Source organism: Actinopolyspora mortivallis, from assembly GCF_003001495.1.
GTDB lineage: Bacteria > Actinomycetota > Actinomycetes > Mycobacteriales > Pseudonocardiaceae > Actinopolyspora > Actinopolyspora mortivallis_A.
The window spans coordinates 1-19084 of the sequence record NZ_PVSR01000023.1 but is presented as its reverse complement, the minus strand read 5'-3'; the positions used below and the strand labels follow the sequence as shown (position 1 = coordinate 19084).

19 protein-coding genes are annotated in these 19084 nt (G+C 70.0%); 10 read left to right on the top strand and 9 right to left on the bottom strand.

All coding sequences use genetic code 11. The features are described from left to right. Window positions 1–22 precede the first annotated feature (22 nt). Both CEP50_RS13060 and CEP50_RS13055 read right to left on the bottom strand, forming a co-directional pair. A complete protein-coding gene (locus CEP50_RS13060) occupies window positions 23–307 on the bottom strand; it encodes a hypothetical protein (protein ID WP_106114231.1) in 285 nt (94 codons plus the stop codon). Between the two features lie 219 nt (window positions 308–526). Beyond that, complete coding sequence (locus tag CEP50_RS13055) at window positions 527–868, bottom strand: hypothetical protein (protein ID WP_146134807.1); 342 nt, start codon at window positions 866–868, stop codon at window positions 527–529. Between the two features lie 331 nt (window positions 869–1199). Between CEP50_RS13055 and CEP50_RS13050 the strand changes: the two genes are divergently transcribed. The 5 genes from CEP50_RS13050 (at window position 1200) to CEP50_RS13030 (ending at window position 5711) form a co-directional block, all read left to right on the top strand. After that, window positions 1200–1796 (top strand): biotin transporter BioY, encoded by a 597-nt coding sequence (locus tag CEP50_RS13050; RefSeq protein WP_106114229.1) that lies wholly within the window; start codon window positions 1200–1202, stop codon window positions 1794–1796. After that, window positions 1793–3196, top strand: coding sequence for a class I adenylate-forming enzyme family protein (locus tag CEP50_RS13045; protein WP_106114228.1), 1404 nt, complete (start codon window positions 1793–1795; stop codon window positions 3194–3196). The genes CEP50_RS13050 and CEP50_RS13045 overlap by 4 nt, the downstream gene beginning before the upstream one ends. Further along, window positions 3193–4329, top strand: coding sequence for a thiolase family protein (locus tag CEP50_RS13040; protein ID WP_106114227.1), 1137 nt, complete (start codon window positions 3193–3195; stop codon window positions 4327–4329). Before CEP50_RS13045 ends, CEP50_RS13040 begins: the two co-directional genes overlap by 4 nt. A 72-nt stretch (window positions 4330–4401) precedes the next feature. Then, the gene (locus CEP50_RS13035) at window positions 4402–5076 is read left to right on the top strand and encodes an energy-coupling factor ABC transporter ATP-binding protein (RefSeq protein ID WP_106114226.1); all 675 of its coding nucleotides are present in this window, start codon (window positions 4402–4404) and stop codon (window positions 5074–5076) included. After that, on the top strand, window positions 5073–5711 hold the full coding sequence (locus CEP50_RS13030) for an energy-coupling factor transporter transmembrane component T family protein (RefSeq protein WP_106114225.1): 639 nt from the start codon (window positions 5073–5075) through the stop codon (window positions 5709–5711). The genes CEP50_RS13035 and CEP50_RS13030 overlap by 4 nt, the downstream gene beginning before the upstream one ends. Before the next feature lie 36 nt (window positions 5712–5747). On the opposite strand, the gene CEP50_RS13025 is transcribed toward CEP50_RS13030, so the two are convergent. Beyond that, window positions 5748–6761 (bottom strand): aldo/keto reductase, encoded by a 1014-nt coding sequence (locus CEP50_RS13025; protein ID WP_106114224.1) that lies wholly within the window; start codon window positions 6759–6761, stop codon window positions 5748–5750. A gap of 98 nt (window positions 6762–6859) precedes the next feature. Between CEP50_RS13025 and CEP50_RS13020 the strand changes: the two genes are divergently transcribed. Beyond that, entirely contained in the window at window positions 6860–7753 is an 894-nt protein-coding gene (locus CEP50_RS13020; RefSeq protein ID WP_106114223.1) for a LysR family transcriptional regulator, read from the top strand. Between the two features lie 121 nt (window positions 7754–7874). After that, a complete protein-coding gene (locus CEP50_RS13015; RefSeq protein ID WP_106114222.1) occupies window positions 7875–8675 on the top strand; it encodes an SDR family oxidoreductase in 801 nt (266 codons plus the stop codon). A gap of 12 nt (window positions 8676–8687) precedes the next feature. On the opposite strand, the gene CEP50_RS13010 is transcribed toward CEP50_RS13015, so the two are convergent. The 4 genes from CEP50_RS13010 to ctaD form a co-directional block, all read right to left on the bottom strand. Next, complete coding sequence (locus CEP50_RS13010; protein WP_106114221.1) at window positions 8688–9500, bottom strand: peptidyl-tRNA hydrolase; 813 nt, start codon at window positions 9498–9500, stop codon at window positions 8688–8690. 91 nt (window positions 9501–9591) lie between these two features. Continuing rightward, complete coding sequence (locus tag CEP50_RS13005) at window positions 9592–10233, bottom strand: Pr6Pr family membrane protein (RefSeq protein WP_106114220.1); 642 nt, start codon at window positions 10231–10233, stop codon at window positions 9592–9594. Window positions 10234–10250: 17 nt separating this feature from the next. Continuing rightward, on the bottom strand, window positions 10251–11486 hold the full coding sequence (gene serB, locus CEP50_RS13000; RefSeq protein WP_019853367.1) for a phosphoserine phosphatase SerB: 1236 nt from the start codon (window positions 11484–11486) through the stop codon (window positions 10251–10253). Between the two features lie 168 nt (window positions 11487–11654). Further along, window positions 11655–13418, bottom strand: coding sequence for an aa3-type cytochrome oxidase subunit I (gene ctaD / locus CEP50_RS12995; protein ID WP_106114219.1), 1764 nt, complete (start codon window positions 13416–13418; stop codon window positions 11655–11657). 382 nt (window positions 13419–13800) lie between these two features. Between ctaD and CEP50_RS12990 the strand changes: the two genes are divergently transcribed. The 3 genes from CEP50_RS12990 to CEP50_RS12980 all read left to right on the top strand — a co-directional run bounded on the left by CEP50_RS12990 (window position 13801) and on the right by CEP50_RS12980 (window position 16434). After that, window positions 13801–14427 carry a DUF305 domain-containing protein gene (locus tag CEP50_RS12990; RefSeq protein WP_106114218.1) on the top strand — a complete coding sequence of 209 codons (627 nt, stop codon included), beginning with the start codon at window positions 13801–13803 and terminating at the stop codon, window positions 14425–14427. A gap of 202 nt (window positions 14428–14629) precedes the next feature. Then, window positions 14630–15316 carry an HAD family hydrolase gene (locus CEP50_RS12985; protein WP_106114271.1) on the top strand — a complete coding sequence of 229 codons (687 nt, stop codon included), beginning with the start codon at window positions 14630–14632 and terminating at the stop codon, window positions 15314–15316. Window positions 15317–15558: 242 nt separating this feature from the next. Beyond that, window positions 15559–16434, top strand: a complete 876-nt coding sequence (locus tag CEP50_RS12980; RefSeq protein ID WP_219905465.1) for an SDR family oxidoreductase — start codon at window positions 15559–15561, stop codon at window positions 16432–16434. A gap of 38 nt (window positions 16435–16472) precedes the next feature. Here the strand turns inward: CEP50_RS12980 and CEP50_RS12975 are convergent, their stop codons facing one another. Together CEP50_RS12975 and CEP50_RS12970 are read right to left on the bottom strand one after the other, a co-directional pair. Then, window positions 16473–17234, bottom strand: coding sequence for a succinate dehydrogenase/fumarate reductase iron-sulfur subunit (locus CEP50_RS12975; protein WP_106114270.1), 762 nt, complete (start codon window positions 17232–17234; stop codon window positions 16473–16475). A gap of 50 nt (window positions 17235–17284) precedes the next feature. Next, the coding region (locus tag CEP50_RS12970; RefSeq protein ID WP_106114216.1) for a fumarate reductase/succinate dehydrogenase flavoprotein subunit at window positions 17285–19084 on the bottom strand (1800 nt) is incomplete at its 5' end.

Sequence of the window (19084 nt, the reverse complement as noted above, 5' to 3'; positions counted from 1 at the left end):
GGGAACGGGGTCTCGGAGCCGGTCACTGTCCGACGCCGGAGGCGGTCCGGTCGCTCTCGTGACGGCGGGCCGACTGCTCCGGCATGTCCGGGCGCGCCTGTTCCTCCAGCCGCAGAGCCACCCCGAGGACGAAGAAGGTGGGTGCCCACTCCCCCACGAAGATGCCCCAGCGGTCCGCACGGGCCAGACTCTCTCCCTGCAGCCCTCGGGAGGCCGCCCAGGAGACCACCGAGAACAGGATCGAGGCCATCCCCGCCCCGAACATCTTGTCCGAATCCATTCCGTATTTGCGCAGCAACGACAGCATGGACCCACACCCTTTCCGATCACGTCGCCGCCCGAGAGGGTCCGGCGTTTCTCACGGTCTCCCCGAGGATTTCCCACTCGGTTCCCGGTAAACCCGCAAGCGACCGACACCCGGCTCCCGTGCGTGCCGTGACGAGCGGAACCGTCCGGGCGGCCCTCGAACCACCCGGACGGTTCCCCCACCCCGTCGGGGAGGCGGCACGGCCCCCGCGAACGAGGCTCACCTGCTCCATCGGGGACGTGCGACGGGCACGGCCACGTAGGCGGCGAAGCACTCCTCGCAGAAACCCCCGGACGCCTCCGTCGAGGGGGAGTCCGTCTCTTCGCTCGAGGAGACCAGCACCTCCCCGTGTCCGCCGAGACTCGGGACCGGCCCCCCTTCCGGGGGCGGGGGAACCGTGCTGGCGTGCTGGCGGGAGTCGCCCTCGGCCCTGATCCAGAAGATCTCGGCGTGTTCGGTGTCCTCGCCGAGCTCCGTGCGGCCACCGCGCGCCAGGACCTCCCTGGCGAGTTCGTGACCGCTGCGCATCGCCGTCCACTCGGGACCTCGTTGTTCGTTCATCACCCACAGTTTCGGCACGATTCCCTCTCGTGCACAGTGGTGTCCGCGGAAACGTTCCACCGACCGGGTGGCACGCGGCGGCACTCCCCTCCCGGATAACGGCCGCCCGATGCCCCCTCGCCGCCCCTGCCGGGACGGCGAGTCGCGGAACGAGCACCCGCCGTGTTGTGGGGTTTCCACAACCGTGTCCGCTTTTTTCTGTATCCGGGGCGATCACGGTTAGGTTGTGCGCGGCGCTCCGGCCGGACGGCCGGGCGACCTCCCGAGCCCGGGTGAACTCACCCGCTCGGGTGCCCTCCCCGACCGTTACTCAGGTACTCAGGAGAACAGCGTGACCGACCCCGTGCAGTCCCCGGAGCGGAACTCCGGTTCCGCGCAGCCGGCGGCGGATCTGGCCCGCATCGTGGTCTTCGCCGCGTTCACCGCGGTGCTCGGCACCTTCCCCGGCATCTACCTGGCGGGGGCGGCGGTGCCGATCGTGCTGCAGAACATGGGACCGCTGCTGGCGGGCAGCGTGCTCGGCGCCCGGCGCGGGGCCGCCTCGATGCTGTTGTTCCTGGCGCTGGTCGCCCTGGGACTGCCGCTGCTGTCCGGCGGGCGCGGCGGAATAGGACAGTTCTTCTCGCAGAGCGGTGGCTTTCTGATCGGATGGGTATTCTCGGCCCTGGTGGTGGGACTGATCGTCTCCGCGGTGCGCAGACCCACCCTGCCGGTGCTGTTGCTGGCCAACCTCGCCGGGGTCGCCGTGGACTACCTGTTCGGCGTTCCCTTCATGGCCTGGGCCCTCGAGGACGTGCGCAGCGCCGTGGTCCTCTCCCTGGGCTTCGTCCCCGGTGACCTCGCCAAGGTGGTGCTGGTCTCCCTGGTGGCCGCCGCCGTGCTCCGGGCCTTCCCGAACACGGTTCCCCGGAAAGGGCCCCGGCGATGAGCACGACCTCCCGTCCGCGCGTTCCCCCGGTCCTGGCCGGCGGGCTCCCCCGGAGCCTCCACGACGGGACCCGCCTGCTCGACGGCGCGGAGCTGCTCAGCCACGCGCACTCCGCGGCGGCGGAGCTCGCCGCGGCCGGGGTGGGTCCCGGCAGCCGGGTGGCCGTGGAAGCCGACACCGAGCCGGTCACCCGGCTGGCCCGGATGCTCGGTGCCGACCTGCTCGGAGCCGCCACCCTGCTCGTCGACCCCGACTGGAGCACCACCGAGCGCGCAGGCACCCTCGCCGACGCGGCCCCCCACGTGGTGGTCGGAGGCCGGATCCGGCCCGGCCACCCGCCTCCGACCCTCCCGGAGGCCGACGGAAGCTCCCTGTTCTACCTGCCCACCACCTCGGGCAGCACCTCCCGGCCCCGGGTGCTCGCCCGCACCCGTTCCTCCTGGTGGCACAGTTTCGAGGCCTTCGAGGTCGGAGTCACCGGACGGGACACGGTGCTGGTTCCCGGCCCGGTCGGTTCCTCGCTGTTCCTGTTCGGGGCCCTGCACGCCATGCACCTCGGTGCCGGGCTCCGGCTGTTGCCGCGCTGGTCGGCCCACGCCGCCGCGCGGGCCTGCCGGGAGGCCACCGTGGTCCACGTGGTGCCGTCGATGCTGTCCGCCCTGCTGGCGGTGCTGGCCCGGCATCCGCAGCTGCGTGAGGACTGCCGCGTCCGGCGTTTCGTCTGCGGCGGCGCCGCCGTGGACGACGGGCTGCGGGCGGAGCTGGAGCGGACCCTGCCCGGCAGCGAACTCGTGGAGTACTACGGCTCGGCCGAGCACTCCCTGGTCGCGTTGCGCGGCAGCGACGGTGTGCTGCACCCCGCCCGCGCCGTGGAGACGGACATCCGCGACGGGGAGGGCTCCGTGCCCCCGGGCGAGACCGGAACCCTGTGGGTACGCTCGCCGCTGGCCTGCTCCGGCCACCTGGAGGCCGGACGGCTGGTTCCGCTGCCCGAGGGCTTCCACACCGTCGGCGACCTCGCCGTCCCCAGAGACGGTGGGGGGTTCACCGTGCTGGGACGCGGCTCCGGCACCATCGACAGCGGCGCGGAACTCGTGCCCGCCGAAAGCGTGGAACACGTGCTGCGCCCGGTTCCCGGTGTTCGCGACGTGGTGGTCGCGGCCACCCCGCATCCCAGGTTCGGCTCCCTGGTCACGGCGGTGATCGAAACCGATCCCACGCACCCGCCCGAGGCGGCCGAGCTGCGCCGCGTCGCCAGGCGGGAGCTGAACGGCAACCGGCGTCCGCGCCGGTGGTTGACCACCGGGGCCCTTCCCCGCACCTCCACGGGCAAACCCGCGCGCGGGCTGATCACCGAACGGCTCGCCGCCGGGACCCTGGCCGCCGAACCACTACGATGACCGAAGCACCCCCGAACACTCCCGTGATCACCGCCGCCCGGCGCACCCCCGTGGGCACGGCGGGCGGAGCGCTGCGCGACATCGAGCTCGACCGGCTGACCGCCCCCGTGCTGCACGCGGTGCTGGAGGACAGTGGCTTCCCCCACGTCGACGACGTGCTACTCGGCAACACCCGGGGCCCTGGGGGCAATCCGGCCAGGGTGGCCGCGCTGCGGGCCGGGTTCGGTCACGCCGTGCCGGGGACCACGGTGGACCGGCAGTGCGCGAGCGGACTGAGCGCGGTCGTGCTCGCCGCCGACCTGGTCACCGCCGGGGCCGGCGAGTACTACCTGGCGGGTGGGGCGGAGAGCGCCTCCACCGCCCCCTGGCGGGCCCACCGGCCGCGCACCCCCACCGAACCGCCCGTCTTCCGCGAGCGCGCGCCCTTCGCCCCGCCCGAGATCGGTGATCCCGACATGGGACCCGCCGCCGATCTGGTCGCCGCCGAGGGGGGAATCAGCCGCCGACGCCAGGACCGGTTCGCCGCCCGCAGCCACCGTCGGGCGGTCCGGGCACGTGAGTCCGGGGAGTTCACCGCCGAGCTCGTCACGGTCAACGGGGTGGGTGCCGACGAACGTCCCCGGGCCGGTCTCGACGAACGGCGCATGGCACGGTTCCCTCCCGCGTTCACCCCGCAGGGCACCGCGACCGCCGCCAACTCCTGCGGCATCGCCGACGGGGCGGCCGTGCTCGCCGTCACCAGCGAACGTCGTCGGGCTCGGCTGGGCCTGCCGGGGATCCGGTTGTCGGCCCGGCGCACCAGCGGCGCCGACCCCAACCGTCCGGGAACGGCGGCGGTGCCGGCGATGCGTGCCGTGCTGGAGGAGGCCGGACGTGTTCCCGAGGTGGTCGAGTTCACCGAGGCGTTCGCCGGGCAGGTGCTGGCCTGCACGGACGCCTCCGGGATCGACGAGGGGACGGTCAGTCCGGACGGGGGAGCCATCGCCCTCGGTCACCCGTGGGGGGCCTCCGGGGCGATACTGCTCGTGCGGTTGTTCCACCGGATGACCCGGAACGGGCACCGGCTGGGGATGGCCGCGTTGTCCTCGGGAGGAGGACTCGGTGTCGCCACCCTGTGGGAGCTGGTCGACTGATCCCACCGGAAGGCACTGACTCCGCCCTCCCGGAGGAACAGTGTCGCGCACGTCGTCGTGGAAGGAAGACGGTTGATCGAGTTCGACGGAGTGGGCCACTCCTACGGCGAGCACACCGTGCTCGACCGGATCGACCTGCGTCTGGAGGAGAAACGGGTGGCGTTCGTCGGAGCCAACGGGTCCGGGAAGTCCACCCTGGCCAGAACGATCAACGGGTTGGTGCGCCCGACCCGGGGACGGGTGCTGGTGGACGGGCTCGACGCGGTCCGCGACGGCAAGCGCGTCCGCTCCCGGGTCGGCTTCGTGTTCACCAACCCCGACTCACAGATCGTCATGCCCACCGCCGGTGAGGACGTGGCCTTCTCCCTGCGCGGAAAAGGTCTGTCCAAGCAGGAAAGGCAGCGCCGCGCCGAGGCCGCGCTGGCCGAACACGGGCTGGAGGGCTACGCCCAACACCCGGCGCAACAGCTCTCGGGAGGGCAGAAACAACTGCTCGCGCTGTGCGCCATGCTGGTGCTCGAACCGGACGTGCTGGTCTGTGACGAACCCACCACCCTGCTCGACCTGCGCAACAAACGACTCTTCGTGGAAAGGCTGCAACGCCTCGAACAACAGGTGGTGCTGGTCACCCACGACCTGGAACTGCTGGAGAACTTCGACCGCGTCGTGGTGCTCGACCAGGGGCGGGTCGTCGCCGACGACGAGCCCTCTGCGGCACTGCACCACTACCGGGAGCTCGTGACATGAGTAGCCCACTCGGCCTGTACCAGCCCGGCAACAGCCCCCTGCACCGCGCCCCGGCCGGCGGGAAGCTCCTCGGCCTGCTCGTCTTCGCCACTGTGGTGATGCTGTTCGACGAGCCGGTTCCCCTCGCGGTCGCGGCCGGGGCGGTGCTGGCCGGGTTCGTCACGGCCCGCATCCGCCCCGCCCGGGTACTGCGGATGACGGGGACGCTGCTGGTGGTGCTGGGTGCGATCTTCGCGTTGCAGTCGTGGCTGCTGGACCCGAAAAGCGCGTCCGTGGTGTGCCTGCGGCTGCTCACCGCGATCAGCGCGGCCAACCTGTTCACCCTCACCACCAGGATCGACGACCTGGTCTCGGCGGTGGAACGCGGGCTGGCACCCACCCGGCGGCTGGGACTGCGTCCCGAGACCTTGGGGCTGCTGGTGGGACTGACCGTGCAGGCGGTGGGGGTGTTGGCGAGCATCGCCGCCCAGACCCGCGAGGCCCAGCGGGCCCGCGACGCGAGTCGTTCCGTGTCCGCCTTCGCCGTCCCCTTCCTGATACGCACGCTGCGTCATGCCGACGAACTGGGCGAGGCCCTGGCCGCGCGCGGCGTCGGCGACGCGCGGGAGGAACACTCGGAGCCTCGCCGGGACTGAACGGGACCGGGACCGCGCCCGGCCCCGCTCGGATCCTCAGTCCCCGGCCGGCAGCGGCACCTCGGCGGAGACCAGTCGTTCCTCCCGCAGTTGACGCCAGAGACCCTCGGGGATCGGGGTGCGGGACAACTCCAGGTTCTCGTTCACGCGCTCGGGCCGTGACATGCCCGGGATCGTGGCGGCCACCGCCGGGTGGGCCGTGGGGAACCTCAGGGCCGCCGCCTTCAGGTCCACCCCGTGGTTCTCGGCGACCTCCCGCAGCCGCCGCACCCGGTCCAGCACCTCCGCGGAGGCCTGCCGGTACTCGAAGTGCTCGCCCCCGGCCAGCACACCGGAGTTGAAGGGGCCGCCCACCACCAGGTCGACGCCGCGCTCCTCGCAGGTGGGAAGCAGCCGTTGGGCGGCGTGGGCGTGGTCGAACAGGGTGTAGCGTCCGGCCAGCAGGAACGCGTCGGGACGCGGTTCCTCCAGCCCCAGCACCAGTTCGCAGGGCTCGACCGTGTTCACCCCCAGGCCCCAGGCTCGGACGACCCCCTGCTCACGCAGACTCTCCAACGCGCGGAACGCCCCGGTGCGGGCGGTGGCGAAGGCGTCGATCCAGTCGTCGCCGTGGAAGTCCGGGGAGACGTCGTGCACCCAGGCGATGTCGATGTGGTCGGTGCGCAGTCGCCGCAGGGACTGTTCGACCGCCCGCAGGGTCCCGTCGTAGGTGTAGTCGTCGACGACCCTGTTCGGGAGTCCGTGCGCGAACAGACCCTCTCCCTCCGGGTTCGACTCGGCCGGTTCCCCGGTCCCCTCCTCGATCACCCGGCCGACCTTCGTGCTGAGCACGTAGTCGGAGCGGGGGTACTGGGACAGCACCTGCCCCAACCTGTTCTCGGACAGTCCCGCCCCGTAGATCGGTGCGGTGTCGTAGTAGCGGATACCCTCCTTCCAGGCGGTCTCGACCGTGGCCAGCGCGTCCTCCTCCGGCACGGCACGGAACATGTTGCCCAGCGGGGCCGCGCCGAAACCGAGGGTGTGCTCGGCCACTAACGAGCGGATGCTCATGCGTACTCCTCTCCACGTCGTCCACTACGACGCTAGGGTGAGTTCGTGAGACTGTCTAAGACTCGCTGGGCGAAACGTGTTTCCACGAAGGTCTGAACATGCTGGATCTGCGCCAACTCCACTACTTCGTGGCCGTGGCCGAGACCGAACACGTGGGCCGGGCGGCCGAGGCACTGCACGTCTCCCAGTCCCCGTTGAGTCGCCGGATCGCGGACCTGGAGAAACAGCTGGGCTGCACCCTGTTCGAACGCGACCGGCAACGTCTCCGTCTCACCGCCGACGGCCGGGTGTTCCGCACCGAGGCCCAGGCGCTGCTGCGGCACGCCGAGAGGCTGGAGTCCCTCGGACAACGTCTGGGGCGCGGTGAGACCGGAGGACTGTGCCTGGGCTACGTGGGCCACGCCCTGCACGCCGGGGTACTGCCCCGCGCACTGCGTTCCCTGCGCCAGGAGCGCCCGGAGGTGCACGTGGCGCTGTACAACCAGCCCCCGGCCGAACAGCTGGAGGGACTGCGGCGGCGCGGTCTGGACATCGCCCTGGTGGACACGCCCCCGGACAGCGACGACCCGCTGCTCGAATCAGCGCTGGTGCTGGAGGACCCGCTCATGCTGGCGGTTCCGGACCGGCATCCGCTGGCCGAGCGCACCGACATCCGCCCCGAGGACGTGGACGGGCAGTCCTGGATCACCGTGGCCGACGGCGATCCGCCCGGTGGCTCCGAGAGCTTCCTGTCCTCCTGCGCGGCGGCCGGGTTCACCCCGCGCATCCGCACCACCGCCCCGGAACCGCTCGCCGCGCTGGGGCTGGTCGCCTCCGGCCTGGGCCTGGCGCTGATCCAGCGCAGCATGCGGGACAGCGCCCCTCCCGAGGTGAGACTTCGCGAGATCGCCTGGCACCCCTCCCCGGTGCGGCTGTGGGCGGCGTGGCACCACATCGACCTCCGCCCCCTGGTCACCGAGTTCCGCCGCGTGCTGCTGTCCGGAACCGACTGACCCGGTTCCGCGCGGAACAGCCCACCACGGCACGGCGTCAGTCCCGTGTCAGCACCGTGTCAGTTCCGTCACCTAGTTTCCGCGCTGAACCGACCCGAGCGAGAAGAACGGGGGAGCAACGGTGACCGGACGCTTCACGGACAAGGCGGCACTGGTGGTGGGGGGTTCCCGGGGAATCGGCTACGCCACCGCAGAGCAGCTCGCCCGCGAGGGCGGCAACGTGGCGATCACGGGCAGGGACGAGAGCACGCTGGAGCAGGCGGCCCGCACGATCGGCGAGCGGACCGGGGCGAAGGTGCTCGCCCTGACCGGACACGCCAGGAAGGCCGAACAGCGCGAGAGCACGGTGGACCGGGCCGTGGCGGAGTTCGGGAGACTGGACGTGCTGGTCCACAACACCGCCACCAACGTCTCCAAGAACGCCCCGGTCCTGGACCTGGATCCCGAGGTCATGCTCAAGGAGTACGACCTGAACGTGATCTCCGCCCTGGAGTACGTGAAGCTGGCCCACCGGGCGAGTATGGAGGAGCACGGCGGCACGGTGGTGCTGCTCAGTTCCGTGGCCGGTTCCGCCAACATCCGTGTGCCCGCCTACTCGATGACCAAGGCCGCCCTGGAGTCACTGTGCCGCAGCCTGGCCGACCAGCTCGCCCCCGGAGTGCGGGTCAACAGCGTGGCCCCGGCTTTCGTGGACACCGAGTTCGCCACGTATCTGCAACGCATCCCCCGGGAACGGATCGACTCCTCCTACCCCCTGGGACGTGAGTCGGCCCCGGAGGACGTGGCGCGTGCCATCGCTTTTCTGGCCTCGGACGAGGCGAAGTTGATCACGGGAACCACGCTGGTGGTCGACGGCGGCAAGTCCGTCCAGCCCTACCGCCACGACATTCCCCACCCCGAGGTGGGGCAGGTGCTGCACTGAGGGGAGCTGTTCCTAACGGGGCCACTGGGCGAGCACGGTGACCGTGCCGGGGTCGATCTCGGTGAACCCCGCGTCGCGCACGGCCGCGACTCCCCGCCGGTGCCACGCCGTCGCCGGGTCCTCCGTGGGGAGGAGTTCCCTCCACTGTTCCGGTGAGGGGGTGCGGACCGCACAGCGGAAGCCGTCGTCGACCCACCCGCGCAGTTCCCGGTCGGCCCGGGCGGACCGTTGCCCTCCGGTGCACACGTCGCCGTGCAACAGGGCGGCCAGGATCATCGTCGCGTGTCCCACCTGGGCCGCGGCCTTGCCCGCGCTCATGTCGACCTCGGGGTTCAGCCACAGCACCGGGACACCGGCGGGCGGTTCCCCGGGGTCGTCGTGCGGCAACTCGCTGCCCGAGATCTGTAACCTGGTCAGCTCGCGGGGCATCTCGGAGAGTCTGGTGGGCAGCAGCGCACGTGCCTCGGCTCCACCGACGGAGACCGTGACGCCGGCGAAGTCCTCCACCGCCCGCCAGTGCGACCCGCGGGCCCGGCGGGTGACCTTGCGGATCCGCCCGGCGACCCACTCGGAGACGGCCGCGTGCCACGGACCCTCCGGCGCGCTGCGCTCGTCCAGACAGACGGACAGCGCGGAGACGGCGGCGGCCTCCAGCAACGCGGTGCGCGCCGGCGGGGTGCCGCGTTCGATGCGCAACACCACCGGCATCAGCACCACGTCCTCGGGGTCCTCGTCCGAGGTGTCGGCCGTGAGGTGGTCCGGCAACGCCAGCCAGGAGGCGTAACGCTCGGTCAGCGGGTGCAGCACAGCGGCGGGATCACTCACGCCCCCATTGTCCGGCACCACCCGCCACCGAGGCCGTCGGGCCGCCTGCGGGTTCCGCACCGGCACCGCCGGAGGGAACCCGCACCGCCGCTCAGACCGGCACGCGTTCCTCGCTGCGCTCGCCCACGCGCACGTTGCCGAGCCAGGCCACCAGCACCGCCGCCGCGGCGATGCCCAGGGCCATGAACAGCAGGTGCAGCAGCACCCCGTCGATACCGCCGACCGCCTCCGGACGCAGGAAGGGGTACGGGAACCATCCGGTCACCGCGCCCCGCACCAGCGCGTAGGTCACGTAGGCCAAGGGCACGAACAGCCAGGACAGCGCCCGACCGTAGCCCACCCGCGCACGCGGTCGGACCAGCAGCCAGTCCAGGAACATCACCACGGGAACCACCCGGTGCATCACGGTGTTGACCCACGGCAACGTCAGCCCGAGGTCCCCGTCGTCCAGCAGCAGGGCGAACACGATCCCGGTGGTCGCCATGTAGACGGTCATGCCTCCGCGCAGCCACTCCAGCCAGACCCGGTTGCCCAGGCCCGGCGCGACTCCGAGCCGCACCAGCAGCAGCCCGGCGGCGATGTTGCTGAGGATCGTGAAGTAGCTGAAGAAGTTCACCGGCGAGAAACCGGGCAACCCCACCTCGACGAAGAACTGTCTGCCCACGGCGACGATCGCCAACGCCCCGAGCAGCACCCGCGCCAGGCGCACGAACCAGCCCCCGCTGGACACCATCTACCGGTCACCTCACGTCACGTTTCCAGCGGCACACGCGCCACGAACCCGTCCTCCGCGTCGGCGGCCTCCACCTCGGCCCTGGTCACCCCGAGCACGAACAGCACCGCGTCGAGGAAGGGGTGGGACAGCGCGGTGTCCGCGATCTCCCGCAGCGCGGGCTTGGCGTTGAACGCCACGCCCAGTCCGGCCGTGGCGAGCATGTCCATGTCGTTGGCACCGTCACCGACCGCCACGCACTGCGAGAGCGGCACGTTGTAGGACTCGGCGAAACGTCGCAACGCACGAGCCTTGCCTCCGCGGTCGACGATCTCGCCGACGACACGGCCCGTGAGTTTACCGTCGACGATCTCCAGGTCGTTGGCCGCGCTGAAGTCGAGACCGAGATCGTCGACGAGGTAGTCGATGATCCTGGTGAAACCGCCGGAGACCACACCGGTGTGGTATCCGAGCCTGCGCAGGGTGCGCACCGTGGTCCGCGCGCCGGGGGTCAGGCGGAGCTCCTTGCCGACCTCATCCAGCACCGAGGCGGGCAGACCCTCCAGCACCGCCACCCTGCGCCGCAGGGACTCGGCGAAGTCCACCTCGCCGCGCATGGCCTGCTCGGTGACCCTGCGGACCTCCTCCTCGCGCCCGGCCTTGGCGGCCAGCATCTCGATGACCTCGCCCTGGACCAGAGTCGAGTCGACGTCGAACACCACGAGTCGCTTGGCGCGGCGGGACAAGCCGGTGCGTTCCACGGCGACGTCGACGCCGATGTCCTCGGACAGGTCGGACATCTCGGAGGTGAGCCGCTCGTCGGCCCGTTCTCCCGTCTCCTCCGAGGTCACGTGCAGCTGTAGTCCGGTGACCGGGTAGTCGGCCACCCGCTGGATGGAGTCTATGTTGACGTTGATCTCGGCCAGTTTGCGGGCCACTTCCGAGAAGCTGCGCGCGGTGACCGGCTGGCCGAGCACCGTGACGACGTGGGTCGAACCGAGTTTGTCGGCCTGACCGTCCTCGGCGTCGATCTCCACCTCGACAGCCATCCCCACGGTCGCCATCGCCTGCTCGATGGACTCCTGGAGCTGCTCGGGATCCTGCTCGGTGGAAACGAGTACTCCGAGGACCAGTCGTCCGCGGATCACGACCTGCTCGACATCGAGCACGTCCACCCCGTGCCTGGTCAGCGCCGCGAACAGCACCGACGTCACGCCCGGCCGGTCCTGGCCGGTCACGGTCATCAGCACGGTGGTGGGATTCGACGTGGTCACGACTGACGACACTCCCTCGATATTCGGCTCTACGGTCCACCCTACGGGGTTCGGGAAACCGTCCCGAACGACACAGAGCCCCGGACCGGTCGGCGGCCGACCGGCCGGGGCTCCCCGTCGAGCGGGTTCACCGTGACACACCCGTGAAGGATGTCGTTAGGTCGAACGTCACTTCCCGTCGCTGTTGTGCCCCGCCGAGGAGCCTTCCACCTCGGAGGAGTTGCCGGCGCCCGCGTGCGCCAGCGGCTTGCCGGACAGCCCCACGTGGCTCTCCAGCCTCATCCGCTCGCTCATGTGCGGGTAGTGCAGCTCGAAGGCGGGCCGCTCGGAACGGATGCGCGGCAGCTCGGTGAAGTTGTGCCGCGGCGGCGGGCAGGAGGTGGCCCACTCCAGCGAGTTGCCGTGGCCCCACGGGTCGTCGACCTCGGCGACCTCCCCGTAGCGGTAGCTCTTGAACACGTTGTACAGGAACGGCAGCATCGACGCGCCGAGCAGGAACGCTCCCGCCGTGGAGATGGTGTTCAACGTGGTGAAGCCGTCACCGGGCAGGTAGTCGGCGTAGCGGCGGGGCATCCCCTCGTTGCCGAGCCAGTGCTGCACCAGGAACGTGGCGTGGAAGCCGATGAAGGTCAGCCAGAAGTGCAACTTGCCCAGGCGCTCGTCCATCATCCGGCCGGTCATCTTCGGGAACCAGAAGTAGATGCCGGCGAAGGTGGCGAACACGATCGTGCCGTAGAGCACGTAGTGGAAGTGGGCCACCACGAAGTAGGTGTCCGAGACGTGGAAGTCGATCGGAGGCGAGGCCAGCAGCACACCGGTCAGCCCGCCGAACAGGAAGGTCACCAGGAACCCGACGCTGAAGATCATCGGGGTCTCGAAGGTGATCTGGCCCTTCCACATGGTGCCGATCCAGTTGAAGAACTTCATCCCGGTGGGCACCGCGATCAGGAAGGTGGTGAAGGCGAAGAACGGCAGCAGCACCGCGCCGGTGGCGTACATGTGGTGCGCCCAGACCACGACCGACAGCGCGGCGATGCCGATGGTCGCGTAGACCAGTCCGGTGTAGCCGAACAGCGGCTTGCGGGAGAACACCGGGAAGATCTCGGTGACGATGCCGAAGAAGGGCAGCGCGACGATGTAGACCTCGGGGTGGCCGAAGAACCAGAACAGGTGCTGCCACAGGATCACGCCGCCGTTGGCGGGATCGAACACGTGCGCGCCCATGTGCCGGTCGGCCAGCAGCCCCATCAGGGCGGCCGTGAGGATCGGGAAGGCCATCAGGATCAGCACGCTGGTGACCAGGATGTTCCAGGTGAAGATCGGCATCCGCCACATGGTCATGCCCGGGGCGCGCATGCACACCACGGTGGTCACCATGTTGACCCCGCCGAGGATGGTGCCGAGTCCGGAGACGAGCAGCCCGGAGATCCACAGGTCCGCCCCGATGCCCGGGGAGTGGACCGGGTTGGACAGCGGGGTGTAGGCGAACCACCCGAAGTCGGCGGCCCCGTTGGGGGCGAGGAACCCGCTGACCACGATCAGCCCACCGAAGAGGTACAGCCAGTAGGAGAACGAGTTCAGCCGGGGGAAGGCCACGTCGGGAGCGCCGATCTGCAGCGGCAGGATGTAGTTGGCGAAGCCGAACAGCACCGGTGTCGCGTACAGCAGCAGCATGATCGTGCCGTGCATGGTGAACAGCTGGTTGTACTGCTCCTGCGACAGGAACTGCATGCCCGGCACCGCGAGCTCGCCGCGGATCAGCATGGCCATCAGACCGCCGACCAGGAAGAAGCCTATCGAGGTGGTCAGATAGAGAATGCCGAGCTGCTTGGGATCGGTGGTGCGCAGCAGTCCCAGCAGTGTGGATCCCTTGGACGTCTTTCGCACCGGATAGGGGCGCGAAGTGATCGGCTCTGGCGCGACGGCCGTCACGGTGCCTCCTGCACTGCCTCGAAGACGTTGTCGGCCCCGATCACGGGACCGCCCGGCCCCTCCCGGGCCGGTTAACCCTGGTTGGCAGGAGCACAACGGTGCCGGCGAGGTTCGCCGTCCCACCACTGAGCCACTGCCATCTGCGGATATTAGCTCTGTCGTTCAGCTCCGCTACGTCCGGGCCGTAGTCACCCTATTCATCACGAACTCGCCGAGCATCCCGTTGAGATCCATCCGACACCCGACCACCCGGGCAGGCGCTGCCGAGGCGACCCCTTAAGCTGACTGGGACCACCCGTGACGGTGGCACGCAACAGCGGTACGAAGGGCTCCGCAGGCGTGTCGACGTGTCCGGCACTCGACCTGCCCGGGGAGGATCAGCATGTCCGGAGGCGAAGCAACGGTGCGCACAAGCACGATCATCGGCGTCCTGGGGGCCGCGGTCCTGGCACTGACCGGCTGCTCGCCGAACTACGAAGAAGCCAGCGAGCAGTCTCCAGCTCCGGGGACTCCGCCGCCGCCGAGCGCGATCGTCCCCGCCAACGGCGCGGAGAAGGCCGAGGCCGACACCGACCTGGAGTTCGCCCGGCAGATGAAGGCCTACCACCGTGCCGAGGAGCAGCTCGTGGAGGTCGCGCTGAACAACTCCGCTCAGCAGCGTGTCACCGAGTTCGCCGAGCAGCTCGAAGAGCACGGGCAGTACCTCGACCGGATCGACGAGTGGCTCGCCGAGCGGCAGGAGGGCGAAGCGGACTCCGGGGAGCAGCACACCTGGATGCCGGAGGCCGACGTGGCCGGCGAGATCACCGAGCTGGAGGAGGCCCCGCGCGGGGAGTTCGCCACGCTCTGGGTCAAGGCCATGATCGACCACCACGACGCCGTGCTCGAGATGACCGACACCGAGATCGAACGGGGTTCCGACCAGCAACTGCGGTCGATCGCCCGACAGATCCGCGACTCCAGGCAACAGGAGCTGGACGAGCTCAAGCAGCTGCGCGAGCAGCTGTGAGTTCCGCTACGGAACTCGGACGGGACCGGGCGGCGTTCGTTCCACTGTGAACGGCGCCGCCCGGTTTTTCGCCGTCCGGATTCCCCACGTCCCGGGCGTGCCGCCTTCCGGGCGAGAGTCGCCCGGAGGCGCTTTCCTTCTCCCCGCCCTCCTCGGTAGGTTCCGTGCGGTCGTGTCCCCGAACCTGATGGGATGTGCGGTGATGCGCCGGAGTCTGGTGTTCGACGCCGACGACACGCTGTGGGAGAACAACGTCCTGTTCGAACGTGCCGTCGAAGCCTTCATCGACCACCTCGCCCACCCGACCCTCTCCCGCGAGCAGGTGCGCTCCCACTTGGACGAGGTGGAACGGGTGAACTGCCGGATCCACGGTTACGGGGTGGACAGTTTCGAACGCAGTCTCGTCGAGTGCCTGGCGCGGCTGCGGGACGGACAGGGGGTCACCGAGTTCGACCGCGCCGAGCTGAGCAGGGCCTGTGCCCCCATCCGACAGCGGCGGGTCGAGCTGATCGACGGGGTCGCCGAGACCCTGCGGGAGCTGGCCACCCGCCACGACCTGTACCTGCTCACCAAGGGTGACCACACGGAGCAGAGCGGAAAGATCGAGTCCTCCGGGCTGCGGGAGCTGTTCACCGGCGTCGGGATCGTCGCCGAGAAGGAACCGGAGACCTACAAGCACTTCGTCGTCGAGCACGACCTGGACCCCACGGTCACCTGGATGATCGGCAACTCCCCGGGCTCGGACGTGTGGCCCGCGCTGGACGCGGGGCTGAACGCGGTGCTCGTGCCGCATCCGCAGACCTGGTCGCTGGAGCGGCGCGAGCTTCCCGAGCGGCGGGAGGGGTTCCGGGTGGTCGAACGTTTCGCCGAGCTCGGCGAGCACTTCTAGGCGAGGCCCAGCCCGGCTCGGTTTCCGGGGCTCTCGGTTTGCGCCGTCGGGTCCGGGCCCTCGGGAAGGGTGTCGCCCTCCGGCCCTGTCAGGGCTGGGCCCGTGCGGTGACACACGAAGTGACCACCGACACACCCCTTTACTTTACGAGCCAGTAACCTACTATGGGTAACCCAGCCGGTCCGTAGCCGGTCCGGCCACCGCCGTAGCCAGCTCACCGAGTGCAGGGAGGGCCCATGCCCATGTCGATGTCCGGCAAAGTCGTTGCCATCACGGGCGCAGCCCGGGGGATCGGCGCCCAGACCGCCCGGGAACTCGCCCGCCGAGGAGCGCGACTGGCGCTCATCGGGCTGGAACCGGACGAACTCGCCGCCGTGGCCGCCGAACTCGGCGACGGGCACGTGTGGTTCGAGGCCGATGTCACCGACCCGGAGTCCATCGGCACCGCGATCGAGAAGACCGCACAACAGCTGGGCGGCATCGACGTGGTGGTCGCCAACGCCGGAATCGCCCCCTTCGGCACCGTCCGCCACCACGACCCGAAGGCCTTCACCAAGACCATCGACGTGAACCTCAACGGGGTGTTCCACACCGCCCAAGCGGCCATGCCCCACCTGGTCGAACGCCACGGCTACCTGCTGGTGATCTCCTCCCTGTCCGCCTTCACCCCCATCGGGGGGATGGCCGCCTACACGGCCAGCAAGGCCGGATCGGAGGCCCTGGCCAGCGCGCTCAGCTCCGAGACCTCGCACCTGGGGGTCGCGGTGGGAAGCGCCCATCCCTCCTGGATCGACACCGACCTGGTGCGCGACGCCTCGGCCGACCTGCCGAGCTTCCGCGCGATGCGGGCGAAGTTGCCGTGGCCGATGCACTCGACCACCACGGTCGAGGACTGCGCCCGTGCGATCACCGCGGGAATCGAACGGCGGGCCCGTCGGATCTACGTCCCCCGCTCGGTCATGCTGATGCACTGGCTGCGCAACCTGCCCTCCTCCCGGCTGGTCGAACTGCTGATGAAGCCGGTGGTGCGCAGGCTGCTTCCCCAGATGGAGCAGGAAGTGGCCCGGCTGGGGCGGGGCTTCAGCGCACGCAACCAGAAACTCCAGTCCGGAGACTGACCCCGGCGGAAGTCGGGTCACCGTGCCCCGGGGCCCTCTCACCGGGGAGGGTCCTGTCCACGGCGCCGGAACAACCACGGGATCGGGTCGTAACGCCTGTCGGCCAGGCGCTCCTTGAGCGGGATCAGCGCGTTGTCGGTGATCCGGATGTGCTCCGGGCACACCTCGGTGCAGCACTTCGTGATGTTGCAGAGCCCCAGGCCGTGCTCACCACGGGCCTCCTCAGCACGGTCCCCGTCGTGGTCGTCCAGCGGGTGCATCTCCAGCTCGGCCACCCGCATCAGGAAACGGGGGCCGGAGAAGGCCTCCTTGTTCTCCTCGTGATCCCGGATCACGTGACAGGTGTCCTGGCACAGGAAGCACTCGATGCACTTGCGGAACTCCTGGGAACGCTCCACGTCCCGCTGCCACATCCGGTACTGGCCGGGTTCCACCCCAGCCGGAGGGGTGAAACCCGGAACCTCGCGGGCCTTCACGTAGTTGTAGGAGACGTCGCAGACGAGGTCCTTGATCACCGGGAAGGTCCGCATCGGAGTGACGGTGACGGTCTCCTCCGGGTCGAACAGCGACATCCTCGTCATGCAGGTCAGCCGGGGCCTGCCGTTGACCTCCGCCGAGCACGAACCGCACTTGCCCGCCTTGCAGTTCCACCGCACCGCGAGATCGGGGCAGTGGGTGGCCTGCAGGCGGTGCAGCAGGTCCAGCACCACCTCCCCCTCCTCGGCCTCCACCTCGTAGTCCCGCAGCTCTCCCTCGTCTCCGCTGCCGCGCCAGACCCGCAGCCGCACCCGTTGTCCCATCGCACCGTTCCTTCCACGCAGCGACTCCACGTTCCCGACCGTGGCTGTCATCACTGTCGGGACGGTTCCCCGAGCACGCCCAGCTCCTCGGCGGTGAAGTACTTCTCCAGTTCCTCCCGGGAGAACAGACGCATCAGGTCCGGGCGCATCGGTTCCTGCGGCTGCTCGGAGAGCTCCAGCTCACCCCCGCGCAACGCGCAGCTCAACAGTCGGTTGCGCCAGTTGGGGTCCATCCGGGGATGGTCCTCCCTGGTGTGCCCGCCCCTGCTCTCGGTACGCCGCAGGGCCGCCGCGGCGACACACTCGCTGACCAGCAGCATGTTGCGCACGTCCAGGGCCAGGTGCCAGCCGGGATTGAACTGTCGGTTCCCCTCGGGGACGGTCATCCGGCCCGCGCGCTGCCGGATCTCGGTCAGCTGCTCCAGGGCCGAGCACATCTCCCCGCCGTCCCGGATGATGCCGACCAGCCGGTTCATCACCTGCTGCAACTCCGCGTGCAGGGCGTAGGGGTTCTCCCCGCCCCGGACCCCCGCCGCGTCGAAGGGCTCCAGGGCGGTGTGCACGGCCTCGTCCACCTGCCCGGCGGAGACCTCGGGACGTCGGACCAGTCCCACGACGTACTCGGCCGCCCCGATCCCGGCGCGTCTGCCGAAGACCAGCAGATCCGACAGCGAGTTCCCACCCAACCGGTTGGAACCGTGCATCCCCCCGGCCACCTCGCCTGCGGCGAACAGGCCGGGCACGGCCGAGGCGGCCGAGTCGGGGTCCACCTCGACCCCGCCCATCACGTAGTGGCAGGTGGGCCCCACCTCCATGCTCCGGGCCGTGATGTCCACATCGGCCAGTTCCTTGAACTGGTGGTGCATCGAGGGCAGCCTGCGCAGTATCTCCTCCGTGGAGAGCCTGCTGGCCACGTCCAGGTAAACCCCTCCGTGCGGGCTGCCCCGGCCCTCCTTGACCTCGTTGTTGATCGCGCGGGCGACCTCGTCGCGGGGCAACAGTTCGGGGGGTCTGCGGTTGCGGTCCGGGTCCGTGTACCAGCGGTCGGCCTCCTCGGGGGAGTCCGCGTAGGACTCCTTGAAGACCTCGGGGACGTAGTCGAACATGAACCGCCGCCCGTGCGCGTCGCGCAGCACACCTCCGTCGCCACGCACCGATTCGGTGACCAGGATCCCCTTCACGCTGGGCGGCCACACCATCCCGGTCGGGTGGAACTGGACGAACTCCATGTTGATCAGCCGTGCCCCGGCGCGCAGCGCCAGGGCGTGTCCGTCCCCGGTGTACTCCCAGGAGTTGGAGGTGACCTTGAAGGACTTGCCGATCCCTCCGGTGGCCAACACGACCGCGGGGGCCCGCAGCACCGCGAACCTGCCGCTCTCCCGCCAGTACCCGACCACCCCGGCCACCCGCTCCCCCTCCCGGAGCAGGTCGGTGACCGTGAACTCGGCGAACACCCGCAGCCCCGCCTCGTAGTCCCCGTGTTCGGCGTGGTCCCGCTGTTGCAGCGAGACGATCCGCTGTTGCAGGGTGCGGATCAGTTCCAGCCCGGTACGGTCCCCCACGTGCGCCAGGCGCGGGTACTCGTGACCGCCGAAGTTACGCTGGCTCACTCGTCCGTCCGGGGTGCGGTCGAACAGCGCGCCGTAGGTCTCCAGCTCCCACACCCGCTGGGGTGCCTCAAGGGCGTGCAGCTCGGCCATCCTCCAGTTGTTGAGGAACTTGCCCCCGCGCATCGTGTCGCGGAAGTGCACCCGCCAGTCGTCACCCGCGTTGACGTTGCCCATGGCCGCGGCGATCCCGCCCTCGGCCATGACGGTGTGTGCCTTGCCGAACAGCGACTTGCACAACAC

What these genes read in the sequence shown, in the direction of transcription:
- CEP50_RS13060 (WP_106114231.1), bottom strand. Translation starts at nt 307, where the DNA reads ATGCTGTCGTTGCTGCGCAAATACGGAATGGATTCGGACAAGATGTTC.
- CEP50_RS13055 (WP_146134807.1), bottom strand. Translation starts at nt 868, where the DNA reads ATGAACGAACAACGAGGTCCCGAGTGGACGGCGATGCGCAGCGGTCAC.
- CEP50_RS13045 (WP_106114228.1), top strand. Translation starts at nt 1,793, where the DNA reads ATGAGCACGACCTCCCGTCCGCGCGTTCCCCCGGTCCTGGCCGGCGGG.
- CEP50_RS13040 (WP_106114227.1), top strand. Translation starts at nt 3,193, where the DNA reads ATGACCGAAGCACCCCCGAACACTCCCGTGATCACCGCCGCCCGGCGC.
- CEP50_RS13030 (WP_106114225.1), top strand. Translation starts at nt 5,073, where the DNA reads ATGAGTAGCCCACTCGGCCTGTACCAGCCCGGCAACAGCCCCCTGCAC.
- CEP50_RS13025 (WP_106114224.1), bottom strand. Translation starts at nt 6,761, where the DNA reads ATGAGCATCCGCTCGTTAGTGGCCGAGCACACCCTCGGTTTCGGCGCG.
- CEP50_RS13020 (WP_106114223.1), top strand. Translation starts at nt 6,860, where the DNA reads ATGCTGGATCTGCGCCAACTCCACTACTTCGTGGCCGTGGCCGAGACC.
- CEP50_RS13005 (WP_106114220.1), bottom strand. Translation starts at nt 10,233, where the DNA reads ATGGTGTCCAGCGGGGGCTGGTTCGTGCGCCTGGCGCGGGTGCTGCTC.
- CEP50_RS12990 (WP_106114218.1), top strand. Translation starts at nt 13,801, where the DNA reads ATGTCCGGAGGCGAAGCAACGGTGCGCACAAGCACGATCATCGGCGTC.
- CEP50_RS12985 (WP_106114271.1), top strand. Translation starts at nt 14,630, where the DNA reads ATGCGCCGGAGTCTGGTGTTCGACGCCGACGACACGCTGTGGGAGAAC.
- CEP50_RS12980 (WP_219905465.1), top strand. Translation starts at nt 15,559, where the DNA reads ATGTCGATGTCCGGCAAAGTCGTTGCCATCACGGGCGCAGCCCGGGGG.
- CEP50_RS12975 (WP_106114270.1), bottom strand. Translation starts at nt 17,234, where the DNA reads ATGGGACAACGGGTGCGGCTGCGGGTCTGGCGCGGCAGCGGAGACGAG.